This window comes from Clostridium sp. D46t1_190503_E9, from assembly GCF_015555225.1.
Lineage (GTDB): Bacteria > Bacillota > Clostridia > Clostridiales > Clostridiaceae > Clostridium.
Genome location: NZ_JADNKB010000008.1, coordinates 80,147 through 100,687, shown reverse-complemented (window position 1 = coordinate 100,687; position 20,541 = coordinate 80,147). Strand labels below are relative to the sequence as shown.

The 20,541-nt window shown below is 29.0% G+C and carries 18 protein-coding genes and 1 pseudogene; 18 read left to right on the top strand and 1 reads right to left on the bottom strand.

The window, feature by feature from the left end; genetic code table 11:
- Nucleotides 1–98: 98 nt before the first annotated feature.
- From I2E83_RS10810 to hxlB, 5 genes are all read left to right on the top strand, one after another.
- A complete protein-coding gene (locus I2E83_RS10810; protein ID WP_195262998.1) occupies nucleotides 99–560 on the top strand; it encodes a YdeI/OmpD-associated family protein in 462 nt (153 codons plus the stop codon).
- A 95-nt stretch (nucleotides 561–655) separates the two neighbouring features.
- Nucleotides 656–1,417: a MurR/RpiR family transcriptional regulator gene (locus I2E83_RS10805; protein WP_195263015.1), complete on the top strand. Its 762-nt coding sequence runs from the start codon at nucleotides 656–658 to the stop codon at nucleotides 1,415–1,417.
- A gap of 120 nt (nucleotides 1,418–1,537) precedes the next feature.
- Nucleotides 1,538–3,145, top strand: coding sequence for a PTS transporter subunit EIIC (locus I2E83_RS10800; RefSeq protein ID WP_195262999.1), 1,608 nt, complete (start codon nucleotides 1,538–1,540; stop codon nucleotides 3,143–3,145).
- Between the two features lie 196 nt (nucleotides 3,146–3,341).
- Nucleotides 3,342–3,962 carry an orotidine 5'-phosphate decarboxylase / HUMPS family protein gene (locus I2E83_RS10795; RefSeq protein WP_195263000.1) on the top strand — a complete coding sequence of 207 codons (621 nt, stop codon included), beginning with the start codon at nucleotides 3,342–3,344 and terminating at the stop codon, nucleotides 3,960–3,962.
- Nucleotides 3,959–4,501, top strand: coding sequence for a 6-phospho-3-hexuloisomerase (gene hxlB, locus I2E83_RS10790; protein ID WP_195429763.1), 543 nt, complete (start codon nucleotides 3,959–3,961; stop codon nucleotides 4,499–4,501). The genes I2E83_RS10795 and hxlB overlap by 4 nt, the downstream gene beginning before the upstream one ends.
- A 178-nt stretch (nucleotides 4,502–4,679) precedes the next feature.
- Here the strand turns inward: hxlB and I2E83_RS10785 are convergent, their stop codons facing one another.
- Entirely contained in the window at nucleotides 4,680–4,850 is a 171-nt protein-coding gene (locus I2E83_RS10785) for a hypothetical protein (protein ID WP_195429761.1), read from the bottom strand.
- A gap of 315 nt (nucleotides 4,851–5,165) precedes the next feature.
- Between I2E83_RS10785 and I2E83_RS10780 the strand changes: the two genes are divergently transcribed.
- The 13 genes and pseudogenes from I2E83_RS10780 (at nucleotide 5,166) to I2E83_RS10720 (ending at nucleotide 20,487) form a co-directional block, all read left to right on the top strand.
- Nucleotides 5,166–6,500, top strand: a complete 1,335-nt coding sequence (locus I2E83_RS10780; protein WP_195263002.1) for a 6-phospho-alpha-glucosidase — start codon at nucleotides 5,166–5,168, stop codon at nucleotides 6,498–6,500.
- Nucleotides 6,501–6,594: 94 nt separating this feature from the next.
- Nucleotides 6,595–8,310, top strand: a complete 1,716-nt coding sequence (gene ilvD / locus I2E83_RS10775) for a dihydroxy-acid dehydratase (RefSeq protein WP_195429758.1) — start codon at nucleotides 6,595–6,597, stop codon at nucleotides 8,308–8,310.
- A 187-nt stretch (nucleotides 8,311–8,497) separates the two neighbouring features.
- The gene (locus tag I2E83_RS10770; RefSeq protein ID WP_195263004.1) at nucleotides 8,498–9,145 is read left to right on the top strand and encodes a bifunctional 4-hydroxy-2-oxoglutarate aldolase/2-dehydro-3-deoxy-phosphogluconate aldolase; all 648 of its coding nucleotides are present in this window, start codon (nucleotides 8,498–8,500) and stop codon (nucleotides 9,143–9,145) included.
- Nucleotide 9,146: 1 nt separating this feature from the next.
- The gene (locus I2E83_RS10765; protein ID WP_195429757.1) at nucleotides 9,147–10,151 is read left to right on the top strand and encodes a sugar kinase; all 1,005 of its coding nucleotides are present in this window, start codon (nucleotides 9,147–9,149) and stop codon (nucleotides 10,149–10,151) included.
- A 228-nt stretch (nucleotides 10,152–10,379) separates the two neighbouring features.
- Nucleotides 10,380–10,883: a GNAT family N-acetyltransferase gene (locus tag I2E83_RS10760; RefSeq protein WP_195429755.1), complete on the top strand. Its 504-nt coding sequence runs from the start codon at nucleotides 10,380–10,382 to the stop codon at nucleotides 10,881–10,883.
- 167 nt (nucleotides 10,884–11,050) lie between these two features.
- Nucleotides 11,051–11,254 (top strand): annotated as a pseudogene (locus I2E83_RS10755) (sigma 54-interacting transcriptional regulator); the annotation flags it as partial.
- A 138-nt stretch (nucleotides 11,255–11,392) separates the two neighbouring features.
- Nucleotides 11,393–11,572, top strand: a complete 180-nt coding sequence (locus tag I2E83_RS18045; protein WP_243249636.1) for an HAD hydrolase family protein — start codon at nucleotides 11,393–11,395, stop codon at nucleotides 11,570–11,572.
- Between the two features lie 570 nt (nucleotides 11,573–12,142).
- Entirely contained in the window at nucleotides 12,143–13,216 is a 1,074-nt protein-coding gene (locus I2E83_RS10745) for a sugar diacid recognition domain-containing protein (protein ID WP_195265119.1), read from the top strand.
- A gap of 96 nt (nucleotides 13,217–13,312) precedes the next feature.
- Nucleotides 13,313–14,569, top strand: coding sequence for a GntP family permease (locus I2E83_RS10740; protein ID WP_195265117.1), 1,257 nt, complete (start codon nucleotides 13,313–13,315; stop codon nucleotides 14,567–14,569).
- 25 nt (nucleotides 14,570–14,594) lie between these two features.
- Nucleotides 14,595–15,725 (top strand): glycerate kinase, encoded by a 1,131-nt coding sequence (locus I2E83_RS10735; RefSeq protein WP_195429754.1) that lies wholly within the window; start codon nucleotides 14,595–14,597, stop codon nucleotides 15,723–15,725.
- 477 nt (nucleotides 15,726–16,202) lie between these two features.
- Nucleotides 16,203–17,930, top strand: a complete 1,728-nt coding sequence (locus I2E83_RS10730) for an ABC transporter ATP-binding protein (protein ID WP_195429753.1) — start codon at nucleotides 16,203–16,205, stop codon at nucleotides 17,928–17,930.
- On the top strand, nucleotides 17,930–19,717 hold the full coding sequence (locus tag I2E83_RS10725) for an ABC transporter ATP-binding protein (RefSeq protein WP_195429752.1): 1,788 nt from the start codon (nucleotides 17,930–17,932) through the stop codon (nucleotides 19,715–19,717). The genes I2E83_RS10730 and I2E83_RS10725 overlap by 1 nt, the downstream gene beginning before the upstream one ends.
- Nucleotides 19,718–19,794: 77 nt before the next feature.
- Entirely contained in the window at nucleotides 19,795–20,487 is a 693-nt protein-coding gene (locus I2E83_RS10720; RefSeq protein ID WP_195429751.1) for a hypothetical protein, read from the top strand.
- The last annotated feature ends 54 nt before the right edge of the window (nucleotides 20,488–20,541 follow it).

Genomic DNA, 20,541 nt, shown 5'->3' with positions numbered 1-20,541 from the left:
AAATAATACTAGTATGTACTAATATGAGATTAAAAAGTATTATAATTTTATTCGAATTTTAGTATACCTAATTTAATTAAAAAATAGGAGAAAAAAACATGAAGAAGTATAAATTTGATTCAGAAATAAAGAAGCACGAAGGAAAAGATGCCACTTATATAGAGGTTCCTATAGATGTTGAAAAAGAGTTCGGAGCTAAGAGGGTAAAGGTTAAAGTAAAATTTGATGGTGTAGATTATAGAGGATCAATAGTAAAAATGGGATTACCTTGCTATATGATAGGAATAACAAAAGAAATAAGAAGTAAAATAGGTAAAACTTATGGTGATATTATAACAGTTGAATTGGAGAAAGATGAAGAAGAAAGAAAGGTAGAGTTACCAGAAGAATTTAAAGAAAAACTTATTAAAAATAATGATGCATATAAATTTTATGAAAGCTTATCTTATTCACAACAAAGAAAGTATTTTCAATGGATAACTTCAGCAAGAAAAGAAGAAACTAAAGTAAAAAGAATGGAAGAGGCAATAGAAAAATTAACAAATAAAATAAAAATATAATCCCTTAAAGTGTAGTGCAGTATAAGAAAAAATGAATATAGTGAAAAAATTATCAAAGTACTGTATAATAGTTATAAATAATGGAGGGATATATGATGGATTTATCTAAGTTTACTGAGAATAAGGGACTTACTGAAATTGAAGTAAAAGTTTTAAATTATATAGTAGATAATATAGAGGATGTAAACAAATTAGGCGTTAGAGGGATTGCAAAAAATAATTATACATCAACATCCACAATAATGAGGCTTTCTAAAAAACTTGGTTACTCTGGTTTTTTAGAAATGCAATACAATTTAGCATCATTAAAGGGCAATGAGCTAGGAGAAAATCATAATGAAAGAGACTTTGTTGATAGCTTAGATATGGATAGTCTTTTAAAAGAAAATTCTAGTGATTCTATCAATAAATTTGTAGATATTTTATTTAATGATGATAATAAATTTATTTTTATATATGCCAATGGATTTTCAGGAATTGTAGCAGAATATATTAATAAGAAACTTTTAGTCATGGGAAAAAGGTGTATATTATCTAATGGTACAGATTCAATTGGAGTTTTTGAGAATAACTTAGATTACATAAGTTCAATTATAGTTATTTCAAAATCAGGAGAAACTCCAATGGTTTTAAATAAGGTTAAGACAGCAAAGGAACATGGAATTAAGGTGGTAGCCTTCACAAATGAAAGAGAAAATAGTATAAGTAGACTTGCAGATATAAGTTTTAAAATTGATGACGCAAACAAACTAGATGATAGAAACTTAATGCCAAATACATTCTTTCCAAAGGTGTTAGTATTAGTTGAATTATTAATATATGAATATTATAAACGAAAAAATAGTGATTCTAAGTAACGTGTTATCTAATTGGGTAACACGTTTTTTTGAGGGTAAAATCTATATACAGATAAATTGACACTTATTATAATGAAAATGTAAATGATTTCTGAAAAGATGATAAATGGAGGTAAAAAAATGAAAGAAAAGATAATGAACAAACTACAAGACTTTTCTAAAGGAATGTTCGTACCTGTTTTAATATTACCTATAGCAGGTATAATAATTGCAATAGGTAACATTTTAACAAATGCAAAGTTAGCAGAGTACTTGCCATTTTTAAAGAATGACGTTGTATATGGACTTGGAAAGATGTTATCAGGGTCATTAGTTTCAATATTAACTAATTTAGGTATTATATTTTGTGTAGGTTTAGCAGTAGGACTTGCTAAAAAGAAGAAGGCAGAAGCAGGTTTCACATCATTATTAGTGTTTTTAGTATTTATAAACGCAATGAATATATTTTTAACATTAACTGAAAAACTAGCACCAGCAGATGCGTTAAGAGGAAGTGGACAAACGACTGTATTAGGTGTGCAAATACTAGATATGGGAGTTTTCTTAGGTATTATATTAGGAATCGTTGTTGCATATATTCATAATAAATTCTGTGAAAAAGAGTTTGATGGAGCATTTCAAATATATGGTGGATCAAGGTTAGTATTTATTATTTTAATACCAGTAACAGTTGGTTTAGCAATATTATTTAGCTATGTATGGCCACCAGTGCAAAATGTTATTAATAATCTTGGGGAGTTTATACAAGGGTCAGGTAATTTCGGTATCTTCACATATGGAACTTTAGAAAGATTATTAATTCCAACAGGACTACATCACTTAGTTTATACTCCATTTTTATATAGTTCATTAGGCGGAGTTGCTGAAATCGGTGGACAAGTATTTGAAGGAGCTAGAAACATATACTTTGCAGAAATGGCTGATCCAACTATAGCTAAGCTTTCAGCATCAGTAATTTGGGATGCTAGAGGACTTTCAAAGATGTTTGGGCTAATAGGTGCATGTTTAGCTATGTACCACACAGCATTACCAAAGAACAAAACTAAGATAAAGGCAATATTAATTCCAGCAGCTGTTACATCAATTTTAGCAGGGGTTACAGAACCAATAGAATTTTCATTCATGTTTGTAGCACCAGTATTATTCGTAATTCATGCAGTATTAAGTGGACTAGGAATGGTTGTATTAAACGTTTTAGGAGTTACAGCAATAGGACCAAATGGATTAATAGACTTCTTATTATATAATCTTCCACTTGGAATAGAAAAAACTGGCTGGCCAATGTATATATTAGTTGGTTTAGGACAATTTGTAGTTTATTATGTAGTATTCAGATTTGTAATAGCTAAATTTAAGCTAAAAACTCCAGGTAGAGAAGAAGATGGAGATACAAAGCTTTATACAAAGAGTGATTATAAAGAAAAAAATTCAACTAAGGATAATTCAGCAACTGCTACTGGAAGCAAGGATGCTGACAATGCAGGATTAGCACCTATAATAGTAGAAGGTCTTGGTGGAACAGAGAATATAGTAAAGGTTGATAACTGTTTTACAAGATTAAGATTAATAGTAAAGGATTCATCATTAGTTAATGAAGCTTTATTAAAAAATGAAACTGCAGCAAATGGTGTTGTAATAAAAGGTGAAAACGTACAAGTAATTTATGGTTTAAGAGTTACTGGAGTAAGAAAAAGCGTGGATGAATATCTTGGAATAGAAGTAAATTAAAATCTATTTAAGTTTAGGAGTGGCTAAAATTGGTCACTCCTATTTCTGATAATATTTTAAATTTATTATATATTAAAAATTAAATAATATATATTTTAAATTGGTTAATTTACTTAAAAAAGTGTATTAAATATTTAATATAGTATTAGCTTAAATTATGTAAAATATTAATTAAAACATATATGGGAGGTATACAATGAAGGTACAAGTTGCTATAGATAGAGTGGGTCTAGATAAGGCAATAGAGTTAGTTGAAAAGTTCAATGGTGTTGCCGATATAATTGAAATTGGAACATCTATAATAAAGGATTATGGACTTTTAAATTTGAAAGAATTGACTTTAAAAGCAAATAAGTCATTAATATTAGGAGATATTAAGACAAATGATGAAGGGGCTTATGAGTTTACTATGGGATATAATCAAGGGTTTGATATCTTAACTGTTATGGGAAGTTCTTCTTTGGAAACACTACAAAAGTGTTATGATGTTTCAAAAGAATATAATAAAAAAATGATGATTGACTTGATTGAATGTTCATATGAAAAAATAAAAGAAATATCAAGATTTGATGAAGCAATTTACTGTTTACATACTTCTGTAGATAAAAGCAACAAAAATAATATTATAGATGAGTTAAGAGATTTTAAACTTAAGTTTCCGAGCATAAGAAATATTGCTATAGCTGGAGGTATAAACTTAGATATTATTAAAAGTTTGAAAAATGAAGATATAAATATAATAGTTATAGGATCTACAATAACAGCATCTAAAGATCCTATTAAGACTTTAAATGAAATTAAGGAGGCACTTTTATGAATATAAGAGAGGAAATATTAGAAGAAGTAAATAACGTAGTATTAAATGTTAATGAAAAAGATATTGAAAAAATGGTGAATACTATTGATAAAAACTATTCAATTTTTGTTGATGGAGAAGGTAGAAGCGGGTTTCAAGCAAAAGGATTTGCTATGAGATTGATGCATATAGGTTATAAATCATATGTTATGGGGGAAACTATTACCCCTGCCTTAAAAAAAGGTGATATTTATATAGCTATATCTGGTTCTGGAACTACAAAAAATACTTTAAGTAATGCAAAGTCAGCAAAGGATTTAGGATTAAAAGTCATTGCAGTCACAAGTAAGAAAAAATCTCCTTTAGGTGAAATAGCAGATATTATTTTAGAAGTACCAGGAAAGGTGAAAGGTGATGGTGAAGGCGGATCAATACAGTTATTAAGTTCTTTATTTGATCAAGCCGTTCACATAGTTCTAGATTTGGTATGCCTTTTAACAAGTAAGAGAGATAATTTATCTAATAGTGAAGCACTAAATAATCATATTAATGTAGAGTAGTAAGAAGAACAATAATGGAGCAGGACAATAATTAAAAATTCAAAATTTAGAATGAAGATAAAAACTACTGAAAGTAGTTTTTAAATAATATAAATTTAAGTATTTCAGCATAAAATACACCTTATTTTTAAATTTTAAATTCTACATTCTACATTGTATTACTGGCTGAGGCAGTCCTTTAATTGTTATTGTTATCAGATATCATTTTTTCAAGTCGATTTATTTTAAGATTTAATTCTTTAAAATGAAGAAGCATTTTTTCTTCGTATCTATTAAGTTTATTAGGAATAGAGTAAACAGTATTATAAATGACTAATGCAATTAAAAATAGAATTAAAAATATCTCCACTGATAAGCCTCCTTTTTTAAAAACTATCATATGTAAACTTTTTATAATTATATAATAACATACTCAAATATTTAGTTATATATTTTCTTATGTTTTTCAGTAATATATTTATAGAAATTTATTGAAAAATAATAAGAAATTAAATGTTTTAAGAGAACATGTTACAACATAGGGTAACATGTTTCTTTGGCCACCGAAACTGTTTACCATTACATTTTACTGGTCTATAATGAGCTTGTAAGTAAGAAAAAAAGACTAATTTTAAAATAAAATGATTAGATTTAATAAGTTGTAATAGGAAAGGTGGCTAATTTTATGGATACAAGCAAAAAGTTTTCTATAGTAATAGCAGGAGGAGGAAGCACATTTACACCAGGTATCGTAATGATGCTTTTAGACAATGTAGATCGTTTCCCTTTACGTAAGTTAAAATTATATGATAATGATAAAGAACGTCAAGAAGTAATTGGTGAAGCACTTGAAATATTATTAAAAGAAAGTGCACCTGAAATAGAGTTTTCATACACAACAGATCCTGAAGAAGCATTTACTGATGTAGATTTCTGTATGGCACATATAAGAGTTGGAAAATATGAAATGCGTGAAAAGGATGAAAAGATTCCTTTAAAATATGGAGTTGTTGGACAAGAAACTTGTGGACCTGGTGGAATAGCATATGGAATGCGTTCAATAGGTGGAATGATGGAATTAATCGATCTTATGGAAAAGTATTCTCCAAATTGTTGGATGCTAAATTACTCTAACCCAGCAGCAATAGTTGCAGAAGCTTGCCGTGTGTTAAAACCAAATTCAAAGGTATTAAATATTTGCGATATGCCAGTTGGAACATTACGTCGTATGTCTCAAATAGTTGGATTAACTCCAGCAGATTTAGAAGTTAACTACTTTGGATTAAATCACTTTGGATGGTGGACAAGTGTTAGAGATAAACAAGGAAACGATTTAATGCCAAAATTAAGAGAATATGTTTCTGAAAACGGTTATTTAAATCAAGTTGAAGTAGATACTCAACATACAGAACCAAGTTGGCAAGAAACTCATAAGAAAGCAAAGGATTTAATAGCTCTAGATCCAAACTTCTTACCAAACACTTACTTAAAATACTATCTATATCCAGATTATGTTGTAGAACATTCTAATGCAGAATATACAAGAGCAAATGAAGTAATGAATGGAAGAGAAAAGAATGTATTTAGTGCAGCAAGAGAAATAGTTAAGGCTGGAACAGCAAAAGGTGGAGAATTCCATATAGATGCCCATGCATCATTTATAGTTGACTTAGCAAGAGCAATTGCATATAACACACATGAAAGAATGTTATGCATTGTGGAAAATAAAGGTGCTATTGAAAACTTTGATCCAACAGCAATGGTTGAAGTTCCATGTATAGTAGGTAGCAACGGACCAGAAGCTTTAGTTCAAGGAACTATACCAAGATTTGAAAAAGGTCTTATGGAACAACAAGTTGCAGTAGAAAAATTAGTTGTTGAAGGTTGGATAGAAGGAAGTTATCAAAAGTTATGGCAGGCTCTTACTTTATCTAAGACAGTACCAAGTGCAAAAGTAGCAAAAGAAATCTTAGATGATTTAATTGAAGCTAATGAAGGATATTGGCCAGAACTTAAATAATAAAGTATAAAAGAACAGCTACAGGCTCGGACAATGGATTATCCATTATCCGAGCTATGTTTAAATAATAGATTGTTAAGCAAGGAGAATAATAATGATTAGTCAAGATATTAGAAAAATTGCTCCAGAAATGGATCCACTCCGAAGGGGAATGGGATATACTTCAGAAGACTTGTCTAAACCACAAATAATAGTCGAAAGTACCTTTGGAGATAGTCATCCAGGAAGCATTCACTTACTTAAATTTGCAAACAATGCAGCTATGGGAGTAGGCGAAAAAGGGGGAAGAGCATCAAGGTTCTTTGCAACAGATATATGTGATGGAATGGCGCAAGGGCATGATGGAATAAACTATTCATTAGCATCTAGAGATACAATAGCATCACTAATAGAAATTCATGCTAATGCAACACCTTTTGATGGAGGAGTATTTATAACAAGTTGCGATAAAGGTGTTCCAGCTCATTTAATGGCTATAGGAAGAATTAATATACCTTCAATAGTTGTTACTGGTGGAGTAATGAAGGCAGGTCCAAATCTTTTAACATTGGAGCAAATAGGAACTTATAGTGCTATGGAAAGGCGCGGAGAAATTACTGAAGATGAATTAACTTATTATAAAAACAATGCATGTCCATCAGCTGGTTCATGTTCATTTATGGGAACTGCTGCAACTATGCAAATTATGGCTGAAGCATTAGGATTAATGTTACCTGGAAGTGCAGTTATGCCTGCAACTTGTGAAGACTTAGAAAATGTAGCAATAGAAGCAGGAAAGCAAGTAGTTGAATTAGCTAAGAAGAATTTAAAGGCAAGAGATATAGTTACAGCTAAATCTTTTGAAAATGCAATTATAATTCATGCGGCAATTTCAGGATCAACAAATTCATTGCTTCATATTCCAGCAATAGCTCATGAGTTTGGAGTAGATATAGATGCAGAAAGTTTTGATAGAATACACAGGTATGCACCATATTTATTGAATATCCGTCCAACAGGTAAATGGCCAGCAGAGTATTTCTACTATGCAGGTGGGGTGCCAGCAATAATGGAAGAAGTTAAGGATTTATTACATTTAGATGTAATGACAGTTACGGGAAAAACTTTAGGCGAAAACTTAGAAGATTTAAAGAAAAATGGATTCTATGAAAAATGTAATGAATATTTAAAAGAAACTGGTTTAAAGAAAGAAGATATTATTAAACCATACAACGATCCAATAGGTAAAAATGGAGCTATTGCTATATTAAAAGGAAATATAGCACCAGAAGGAGCAGTTGTTAAACATTCAGCTGTACCAAAAGAAATGCATAAAGCTATTTTAAAAGCAAGACCATTTGATAGTGAAGAAGAGGCAATTGAAGCAGTATTATCTAAAAAAATTAAACCTGGAGATGCAGTATTTATTAGATATGAAGGTCCAAAGGGAAGCGGAATGCCAGAAATGTTCTATACAACAGAAGCAATTTCATCTGACAAAGAATTATCTGCAAGTATTGCTCTTATTACAGATGGAAGATTTTCAGGAGCATCAAGAGGTCCAGCTATAGGACATGTTTCACCAGAAGCAGCAGTCGGAGGACCAATAGCGTTAGTTGAAGAAAATGATTTAATTGAAATAGATATAGAAAAGAGAATATTACAAATAGTTGGTATTAATGGAGAACGAGTAGATTTAGATGAAATAGATAAAATACTTGTTAAGCGTAAAGAATCTTGGAAGCCAAGAGCAAATAAATATGAGTCTGGAATATTAAAGATATTCTCAGAAAAAGCAGTTTCACCAATGAAGGGTGGATATATGGAGTAAGGAACAATTAATAATGGACAATAATAATTGAGATTGTTTTGCTTTGTAGAACTTAGATTATATGCTTAGTATAAGAAATTTTGTTATAATTTATAATTCTTAAGTATTGATTTCTTATTTAAAAGCATATAAAGACACATAGGATTGTTTATAAAAATATTAAATAAAATTTATAGGAGATTTTATTATGTTTAAAATAAGAATTTTAAATGCTTTAAAAAAGTGTGGGGTAGTTGCTGTAGTTCGTGGAACAACAAAAGAAATTGGGGTTAAAATATCAGAAAGTTGTATTAAGGGAAATGTTAAAGCTATAGAAGTAACATATACAAATAAGTTTGCAAATGAAATAATAAGAGAGCTTTCAGAAAAATATGATAAAAATGATGATGTTGTAATTGGAGCTGGAACAGTTTTAGATTCTGAAACTGCAAGAATGGCAATATTAGCAGGAGCACAATATATAGTTTCACCATCATTTAATAAAGATACTGCAACACTTTGCAATAGATACAATGTACCATATATACCAGGAGTTATGACTATAAATGAAATAGTAACTGCATATGAAAGTGGAGTAGATGTAGTTAAGTTATTCCCAGGGAATGCTTTTGGACAAGGTTATATAAGTTCAGTAAAGGCACCACTTCCACATGCTAATATTATGGTAACTGGTGGAGTAAACCTTGATAACATAGAATCTTGGGCAAAAGCTGGTGTAGATTTAGTTGGTATAGGTGGAGAACTAAATAAACTTGGAGAAGCAGGAGATTTTGATGAAATAGAATCTACATGTAAAAAGTATATAGAAAAGTTTGATAAAGCAAGAGGTATTTAATATGAAGGTTGCTGGTTTAGGAGAAATACTTTTAAGGTTATCAAGTAAAAAAGGCGTGTTACTATCAAATTCAAATGAATTTAATGTAAACTATGGCGGAGGAGAAGCTAATGTATTAATTTCATTAGCTAACTTTGGAATAAGTGCTAGAATGATTACTAAGATTTCTAATGATAGTCTGGGAGATGGGATGCTTAGTTATCTAAAATCGAAGTCTATAGATACTAGTTTTATAGCTAGAGGTAATAAGAGGACTCCAATATATTTTTTAGAAGTTGGAAGCGGAAATAGGGGATCAAAAGTAATTTATGATAGATTAGATTCAGCCTTTGGATCAATTTTAGAAGAAGATATAAATATAAAAGAAGCATTAAAAGGAATAGATATATTTCATGTTTCAGGTATAACTTTAGCTGTTTCAGAAAAAACAAGAGAGTTAACTTTTAAGATATTAAAATATTGTAAGGAAAACAATATTTTAGTTAGTTATGATTCAAACTACAGAGCAAAAATGTGGAGCTTAGAAGAAGCAAGCAAAGTTACCAAAGAATTATTACCATATGTTAATATTTTTTCAGGTGGTATATTAGATGCAGAAAATATATTGAATATGAAATGTGATTTAGAGGATAAATACGAAAAGTTAAAATATTATTATGATGAAATTTCAAAAAAGTATCCTAATATAAAGCATATTTTTTCATCTTTTAGAGAAATAAAATCATCAACAGTAAATACTCTGCAATGTAATTATTATAATAATGGTATTTTGTTTTCTTCAAAAATACATACAATAGATGATATAGTGGACAGAGTAGGTGGAGGGGATGCCTTAACTGCGGGAGTTCTATATAGCATTATAAATAATAAGTCTCCTGAGTATCTTTGTGAATTTGCTGTTGCAGCATCTGTTTTAAAACATACAATTTATGGAGATGCAAACCTGGTAACAAATGAAGAAGTGGAAAATCTAGTAAGCTATGGAGTGGGTAAAATAGCGAGATAATGAGAAGTGCTTTTAAATATAGTTAGAACTTAATATAAAAATAATACTAAAAATCCATGGTAAATAAATACTGTGGATTTTTATTTTAATAAATATCGGAAGTAATTATATAAAAAGATGGATAATAAAGAAGTATTTCATAAAGTAAATTTAGATATTATTCTAGAAATAATGAATATATGTTGTATAATACTAATTAATAAATTTTATGTTTTAGGAGAATAAAAAATGGTATTAAGGAAATCAACAGAAAAAGATTTAAAAAACATAATGAAAATTATCAGTGAAGCAAAAGTATATTTAAAAAATAATGATGTAGATCAATGGCAAAATGGATATCCAAATGAAGAAGTTATTTTAAAAGATATAAGAAACAATATTAGTTATGTTTTAGAAGATGATACTGAAATTATAGGAACTACTTCTTTATCTTTTGATGTAGAAGAGACATACAACAATATTTACGAGGGAGAATGGCTTTCAGATGGGAAATATGCTGTTATCCATAGAATAGCTGCTTCTAATAATAGTAATAGAAAAGGAATTGGGACAGAAATAATTAAAAAATCCGAGGAGATTTGCTTATCAAAGGGAATAAAAAATATAAAAATCGATACACATGAAAATAATTTAACTATGCAAAAGTTATTAGAAAAAAATAACTTTAAATACTGTGGTGTTATTTATTTATTAGATGGGAGTAAAAGAATTGCTTTTGAAAAAGAAATCTAAAAGGTATATTAAAATGAGAAGATTTAAAGGAAAAGGTATATAAAGTTGAAAGATATACAGCTTCCAATATAAAGAAAGAGTTAATTTATAATATAAAAAAAGATGATTATATAGATGAGATAAAAGATAAAAATGCAGAAGATATTAAGGAGTTTCATGAACAAAGTACAAGTAATTTTTCTGAAGATGCAAAATATATAATATTTAACTGCGCAGATTATGCAGATAATCCATATCTTCTATTATCACAATTGTTTGCTAGTATCAAGGGTGCTTACACAGGAGCTACTGAAAATAAGATGGGAATTGTTGAGGCATGCGATGGAGGTATACTATTTTTAGATGAGATTCGCAGGTTACCTTCAGAAGGACTATACTGGACAAATCCTAGTTGGAAAAACTACGATGGAACAATAGCTGAATGGTAAAATAATATAAAATGATCTGTATGAAACTTTCAAATCATACAGATCATTTTATTTATATGAAAAAATAAGGGGGAGATAGGAATGAAGAAAAGTGATTATAAGTTGGTATGCATAGACTTAGATGGAACTCTATTAACAGATGACAAGAAAATTACAGATGAAAATATAGAAGCAATAAAGAAAGCTATTAATAGTGGAGTAAATATATGTATAGCTACAGGGGGAATTTGTAGATCATATAAAAGATGCTTTAGGGGTTAGCGCTAAGGTAATAGCTTCAAATGGAGGAGTAATTTTAACAGAGGATGGAAATTTAAAATTAAATACATTAAGCTGTGATAAAATTTTAAAATTGAAGGAATTATTAAAGACTATGATGTAGATACATATTTAAATACTGAAAATGAAATAATTTCGGGAAAACACATTCCAAATGAATATAGTTATGAAAAAATAAATGAAGGTTTAGGAAATAAGCATAAAGTAAATATAATTGAAAACTATCCATTTGAAAATCTAGCTATAGATAATAAATATAAAATAGCTAAGGCAATTTGTATAAATAAGAATAATTTAAAAATTATTTTTCTATTTTTAATTATTTTATTATGATATATAAATATTGCCGATATATCTATAAAAAAATAAGTATTTATATGATTACAAGGTAATTTATATATTGTTATACCTATTTGAGTATATATGTGTGTATTGAGTAATATCATCATTTTATATATAATTTATTATTGTATATAAGATGATGATATTACTCTTATTTAAGAAAAAACTAGTATAATTGAGTACTTGCTATATTTATAGAGGTGAAAGAATATGATAAGTAAAAATTTAGCACAAAAAATTGTTGATAAAATGATGGATATTATTCCTTATAATGTGAATATTATGGATAAAAACGGAGTTATAATAGGGAGTGGAGATGAGTCAAGAATAGGACAACTTCATTTAGGAGCTATAGAGTCTTTGAAGTTAAAGAAGGCTACAGAAGTCAATAAAGAAAACAATGGGGTTAAACCAGGAGTAAATATTCCAATAACTTTGAATAATAGAATAATTGGTGTTATAGGAATTACAGGTAATCCAAGAACAGTAAGGCCTTTTGGAGAAATAGTAAGAGTCACATCCGAACTTCTTATAAATCAAGAATACAGTATTCAAAAATATATAGTAAAAAATAAAATAAAAGAAGAATACTTATATGAATGGCTGTATAGAAAGGAAGTTTATGATAAAGAATTTATTGAAAGAGGAATAGAAGTAGAAATAGATATTCAATTAAATAGAACAATTGTATTAATAGAATATAGAAGGAGTAATAATGACATTCTAAGGAAAACTATAGATTCTTTTATTAAAAAAAATGAGTTTATAATACATATAAATTCAAATAGATTAGTATTAATATTAAAATCTAAAATAGATAGTATGGAAAAACGTATAGAAGAGTTAATTGGTGATAATAAAGAGGAAATAGTAAGAGTTATATATAATAAGGCAGAAGAAGTATTAGCTAAATCATTTTATAAACTTTTGAATGCTTTAAATATAGCAAATAAATTAAATTTAGAAGCAACAATTATTTCATTAAAAGATATAAATTTCTTATCGGAAGTTGATAAGATGACTAAGAATAAAGATAATAAGGAAATAATTGAAAAATTAATAAAACATGGAGGTGACCTTTTAGAAACCTTTATTGTTTTTGTTGAGTCTAATTACGAAAAACAAATTACATATAAAAATTTACATATACATAGGAATACTTTAGCATATAGAATAGCTAAAATAGAGGAATTAACTGAATTATGCTTTAATAATGCAATAGATTGTTATAGGCTTACCAGTGCTTATATTTATTATAAAGTTATTTATTCAAGTGCACAATAAAAAAGCTTGTAAGTTTGTGTCTCTGAACAATGTAATCATTTACTATTAGGGGTATTATATGAATATATTCATGAGAAGTAGGAAGGGGAGATATTAATGGATATAACTGTTACAGCCTTAGGGGCAATAGTTGCTTTAATTATAGCAATTACATTAATAATAAAAAAGGTTCATCCAGCTTACAGTTTAATAATTGGAGCAATAATAGGAGGGTTAGTTGGAGGTGCATCTCTTGTTGAAACAGTAACATTGATGATTAATGGTGCTAAGGGGATGATGCCAGCAATTTTAAGAATCTTAACAGCTGGTATTTTGGCTGGTGTATTAATTAAATCTGGAGCAGCAGCTAAAATAGCCGAAACAATAGTAGAAAAAATAGGGGAATCAAAAGCTTTAATAGCTTTAGCTATTGCAACAATGGTATTAACTATGGTTGGAGTTTTTATAGATGTAGCTGTAATAACAGTATCACCTATAGCACTTGCCATAGCAAGAAAAATTGGATTAAGCAAAACATCGATTTTATTAGCAATGATTGGGGGAGGTAAGGCAGGTAATATTATGTCACCTAATCCTAATTCAATAGCAGCGGCTGATAATTTAGGAGTTTCTCTTACTAACGTTATGATGGCGGGAATAATTCCTGCAATCTTTGGATTAATTGTTACTTGTATAATTGCACAAAAAATCAAGAATAAAGGCTCAAGAGTAGAATTAGAGAATAGCTCTGAGAAATTTGAAAATAGTCCAAGCTTCTTTAAAGCATTGGTTGGACCATTAGTAACTATTATTCTACTAATGTTAAGACCAATTGCTAAGATAGAAATTGATCCATTAATAGCTCTTCCAGTAGGGGGATTAGTAGGAGCTATAGCAATGGGAAAAATTAAAAACATTAATGAATATGCAACCTTTGGTTTAGGAAAAATGAGTGGAGTAGCAATATTATTAATAGGTACAGGAACTTTAGCAGGAATTATATCCAATTCAGGATTAAAAGATGTAATTATAGAAGGAATAAATATATTAGGTTTACCTAGCTTTGCATTAGCACCAGTTTCAGGAATACTAATGTCTGCTGCAACAGCATCAACAACATCAGGAACAGCAGTAGCAACTTCAGTTTTTGGAAGCACTATATTAGAATTAGGGGTACCAGCACTAGGAACAGCTGCTATGATTCATGCAGGAGCAACAGTATTAGACCATTTACCACATGGAAGCTTCTTTCATGCAACAGGTGGCAGCGTTAATATGAGTATGGGAGAAAGACTAAAACTTATACCATATGAATCAATGATCGGATTAACAATGACTTTAGTTTCTACAATAATATTTGGTATAATATTATAATTATAGTTGGATGGAGATGAATTACATGAAGTTTATATTAGCACCAGATTCATTTAAAGAAAGTATGACATCAAAAGAGGCTTGTAATGCTATGGAAAGAGGGATAAAAAAGGTAATTAAAGACGCGATATGTATAAAGGTTCCTATGGCAGATGGTGGAGAAGGAACTGTAGAAGCCTTAGTTGAGGCAACTGGAGGAAAAATTGTAAATACAGTAGTCACAGATCCTCTTGGAGATAAAAAGATAAATGCTATGTATGGAATATTAGGAAACGGTGAAAAAGCAATTATTGAAATGGCAAGTGCAAGTGGAATTCACCTTGTTGAAAGAGAAAAGAGAAATCCTTTAATTACAACTACATATGGTACAGGTGAGTTAGTATTAGATGCCATAAATAGAGGTGTAAAGCATATAATAATTGGAATCGGAGGGAGCGCTACTAATGATGGTGGGGCTGGAATGATTCAAGCATTAGGTGGCCATTTATTAGATAAAGAAGGTAATGAGTTAAATTTTGGTGGTAGTGAATTAATTAAATTAAATGCTATAGATTTAACTAATTTTGATAGTAGATTAAAAAACGTTACATTTGAGGTTGCCTGCGATGTAAACAATCCTCTTATAGGAGAAAATGGTGCTTCAAGAATATTTGGGCCACAAAAAGGTGCAACAGAAGAAATGATTATACAACTAGATAAGGCATTAAATAATTATGCAGAAGTAATTAAAAGGGAACTTGGAATTGATGTAGCTAATGTTGAAGGTGCTGGAGCAGCTGGAGGACTTGGAGCAGCTTTACTTGCCTTTTTTAATGGAGAACTTAAAAGAGGGGTAGATTTAATTATAAAACATACTGACTTAGAAAATAAAATCAAAGGAGCAGATATTGTATTTACTGGAGAAGGTGCAATAGATAGTCAAACTATATTTGGGAAAACACCTATGGGAGTAGCTTCTGTAGCTAAAAAAAATGGAGTAAAAACAATTGCCTTTGCAGGTAAGGTTGGAGATGGTGTAGAAAATCTTTATAATGTAGGAATAAACTCAATATTTGGAATCATGAGAGGTGTATGTTCTTTAGAGGAAGCTCTTAAGAATGGAGAAATTAATCTTGAAAAAACAGTTGAGAATTTAGTTAGAACATTAACCTTATAATGCTAAAAGTTAAAAAAGGGCTACATCAAAATAAATTTTCATATTAGCCGATAAAAAGAGAAGTTCTAATTCAAACTTCTCTTTTTTCACATACACAAATAATAGATAAAAATTTCTATTTAAGTTTAAAAAGTTTTCAATTAAGTGAAATCAATGGTTTAAAAGGGGCTCGCGTTTCGCGAGGCCCTTTATAAAAATAAAAGATTAAACTTTTTAAGGAAATAAAGCCTATTTGAAATTGAATAAATTTTATATTAAATAGATTTCTAAGACTTTGCCTTTTTTATTTAAGATAAATATAATGAAGGAGAAAGTAAGGTGTATTGGAAAACTTTGTGGATTTTTCCTTTAAGCTATGCTACAATGTAATGAAAATTGCATATGTGGTTTAAAGAGATGAAATAATAGTAATAGTCTAATTATTTCATTTTTATTTATATTGAAAAGAATTGAAAGAAGAGGAGTGATTACGCAGCAATGAAATTATTATTAAAGTATTTAAAAAATTATAAGGCGCTTCTTATGCTAAATATTATATCAGTCTTTGGTTTTGCTTTAGTTGAATTAGGAATACCTACTATCATGGCAAAGGTTATAGATAAAGGAATAGTAAATAGCGATATTAATTATGTAAAAAGAATGGGGATAATTATTTCAATTATTTCAGTTATTGGAGTTCTTGGAACAATACTTTTAGGATTTTGTTCATCAAGAATTTCTACAGGGATAACAAGAGATATGAGAAATGATATTTTTAAAAAGTCACAAGAATTTTCACATACGGAGTATGATAAGTTTGGGGTATCATCAATGATAACAAGAACTACAAATGATGCATTTGTCCTTTTACAGTTTACAAATACGCTTTTAAGAACAGCATTATTAACGCCTGTAATGTTTACAGTGAGTTTAATAATGATACTTAGAACAAGTCCTTCATTATCTGTAGTTCTAGCTATAACAATTCCATTCATAATACTAGGAGTTGTAATTATAGCAAAGGTATCTGAGCCATTATCAGAAACTCAACAAAAGAGATTAGATAAGCTAAATAGAATATCAAGAGAAAACTTAACTGGAATAAGGGTCATAAGGGCATTTGGAAATGATAATTATGAAGGCAAAAGATTTGATGAAACTAATGAGTTATATGCACAAGTTTCTAAAAAGCTTCATAAGCTTATGGCTATATCTCAGCCAATGTTCTTCTTTCTTTTAAATTTAGCGATTATAGCGATATTTTGGATATCAAGTAAAATGATAAATGCAGGAGCTCTTCAAGTTGGACAATTAGTAGCATTTATAGAATATTTATTTCATGCTATGTTTTCCATTATGTTATTTTCAATGGTATTTATAATGTATCCTAAAGCACAAGTTTCAGCTCATAGAATTAAAGAAATATTAGATGAAGATCCTATAATAAAGAGTCCAGAAAATGGAGTTAAAGATACTGAAATTAAAGGATTAGTAGAATTTGATAATGTATCCTTTGTATATCCAAATGGAGAAGAAGCAGTTCTTAAAGATATTTCTTTCACTGCTAAAAAGGGTGAAACAATTGCCTTTATAGGAAGTACAGGTAGTGGAAAAAGTACATTAATAAACCTTATTCCAAGATTTTATGATGTTACAAAAGGTAGTATTAAAATAGATGGAGTAGATGTAAGAGATTATGATTTAAAGGCATTACGTAAGAAGATTGGATTTATACCTCAAAGGACATTATTATTTACAGGCAGTATAGCAAGTAATATTAAATTTGGTAAGAGAAATGCAGATACTGGAGAAATTGAATATTCTGCAAAAGTTGCACAAGCTTATGATTTTATTTCACGTAAACCTAAAAAGTTTGAAGAAGTAATAAGTGAAGGTGGATCAAATGTATCAGGTGGACAAAAGCAAAGGCTTTCAATAGCTAGGGCAATAGTTAGAAAACCAGAAATTTATATATTTGATGATAGCTTTTCAGCTTTAGATTTTAAAACAGATGCTATTTTAAGAAAGAGACTTAAAGCAGAAACTAAAGATTCAGTAGTATTAATAGTAGCACAAAGAATAGGTTCAATAATGGAAGCCGATAAAATAGTAGTATTAAATGAAGGTGAAGTAGTAGGAATTGGAACTCATAAAGAGTTACTTAAAACTTGTGAAATTTATCATGAAATAGCATCATCACAACTTACAGAGGAGGAACTTGCGTAATGAATAGATTTAAAGCAGTAGTAAAGAAAATTGCTCCTTTTGTAAATAAATATAAATGGTCATTTTTAGGAGCGATATTATTTATAGTATCAGCAGCAGTATTTACAGCATTAGCTCCAAGGACAGAAGGGTTAATTATTACACAATTAACTAAGGATTTTGAAGCTATTATAAAAGGTGTTCAAGGAGCTTCAGTTAATTTTAATTATATTATTAAGATTTTAATCATATTATTTTTCGTTTATATAGGTAGTGCAGGATCAACATTCATAGCTAGTTTCTTATTAACTAATGCAATTCAAAATACAATGAAGGATATAAGAAATGCGGTACAAAAAAAGATAAGTAAGCTTCCTATAAAGTATTTTGATGGAAATAGTTATGGTGATGTATTAAGTCGTATAACAAATGACGTAGATACTATTTCTAATGCGTTGCAACAAAGTTTTGTTCAAGTAGTTAATGCATTTTTATCATTGAGTTTAGCGCTTATAATGATGTATTCAATAAATGTAAAACTTGCACTTTTAGCAACTATTATAATCCCTTTAAGTATTTTAATTACAAAGATTATAGTAAATAAATCACAAAATCTATTTAATAAACAACAAGCAGCCTTAGGTAAGCTTAATGGAAAAGTGCAAGAGATGTATACAGGTTTTAATGAAATTAAGCTATATGGAAAGCAAGAGGATGCCATAAAAGAGTTTATGGAAGCAAATGAAGAGCTTAGGGCAACAGGATTTAAAGCACAATTTATATCAAGTATAATGTCACCTTTGGTTGGACTTGTTAGTTATTTAGGAATTGCAGCAGTTGGAGTAACGGGAGCTATAACAGCAATATCAGGAGGAATAACAGTAGGTAACCTTCAAGCATTTATACGTTATATATGGCAAATAAATCAACCATTATCACAAGTAACTCAATTATCATCAGCAATACAATCTGCAGTAGCAGCAGCTCATAGAGTATTCGAATTCTTAGATGAAGAAGAGGAAATAAAGGATATAGAAAAAAATGTAAAACTAGAAAGTCCAAAAGGAAATGTAACTTTTGAACATGTAAGATTTGGATATAATGACGATAAGATTTTAATAGAAGATTTAAGTGCAGAAGTTAAAAGTGGCCAAATGGTTGCAATAGTTGGGCCAACAGGTGCTGGAAAAACTACATTAATTAATCTTTTAATGAGATTTTATGAAATTAAAGATGGATCAATAAAAATAGATGGCGTAGATATAAGAGATATGAAACGTGAAGATCTACGTTCAATATTTGGAATGGTACTTCAAGATACATGGCTATTTAACGGTACTATTTATGATAACATAGAATATGGAAGATTTGGAGCAACAAAAGAAGAAATAGTTGAAGCGGCTAAGATAGCCAATGTACATCACTTTATAAAAACTCTTCCTGATGGATATAACATGTTCCTAAATGAAGAGGCATCTAATATTTCACAAGGTGAAAAACAACTTTTAACAATAGCTAGAGCAATACTTAAAGATCCAGCTATATTGATATTAGATGAAGCAACAAGTTCTGTAGATACAAGGTTAGAATTATTACTTCAAAAAGCTATGAGAAATATAATGAAGGGAAGAACTAGCTTTGTAATAGCTCATAGATTATCAACAATAAGAAGTGCTGATTTAATTTTAGTAATAAATGACGGTAATATAATTGAACAAGGAACACATGAGGAACTAATGAAAAAAGGTGGTTTCTATGAAAAATTATATAATAGTCAATTTGCAGATAAAGAAGTATCTAATCAATAACATCAAATTAATAGTATCCTATAATAAATAAGTGCATATTTTGTATTATAAATAATTATGCCTTTAGGAGTGGGATATTGAAATCTAAAAATACTTACAATAGTAAAAAGAATAAAGATCATTGTTCCTCTTCAAAAGAGATAAGGAGTTATGAAAAAAATAATTCTTCTAAGTCGCAAAATAATGATGAAGTAGGAAATAGAAAAAATAACATAAATAGAAATAAACAATATAGTACTAATGAGAATAATATTAAAGATAAATTAGATAATGGAAAAATATACTTTGAACATATAGATGAAAGAGCAGAAGAAATAAAAAATGATAATGAAGCAGAAATAAATAATAATAATGAAGCAGAAAATAATAATTCTCAGAATAATGCAAGTGTTCCTAATAGAGATGAGTTGTTTTCTCAGTTAGGCACATTGAATTTATCTATAGATACATTGTATATTATAATATTAGCCACACTTTTAAATCTCTATTATCTATATAGTTTAAGAGCAGGAGTTTCAGATCAATTATTTAATACTAATGAATCTGAAAAATTTATTAATACGAAGAATTTTCCAAGAATAACTAATGCTATGTTTCTTTATGCAACAGGAATATTTTTAGATATTAATTACAGAGGATTAGAAGAGGCGAAGAGAGCAAGTAAAGAAACTAATGATAAAAGAGCTGTAGTTAGAGCTTGGAAGTCATTTTTATCGAGTTTATTAGTTTTCATTGCAACTACTATAAGTAGAGATAATTTAGAAGTATAATATTAAAAAGAGTCGTAATATCTAAAGTGCCCTATATATTAAATAAAAATATTT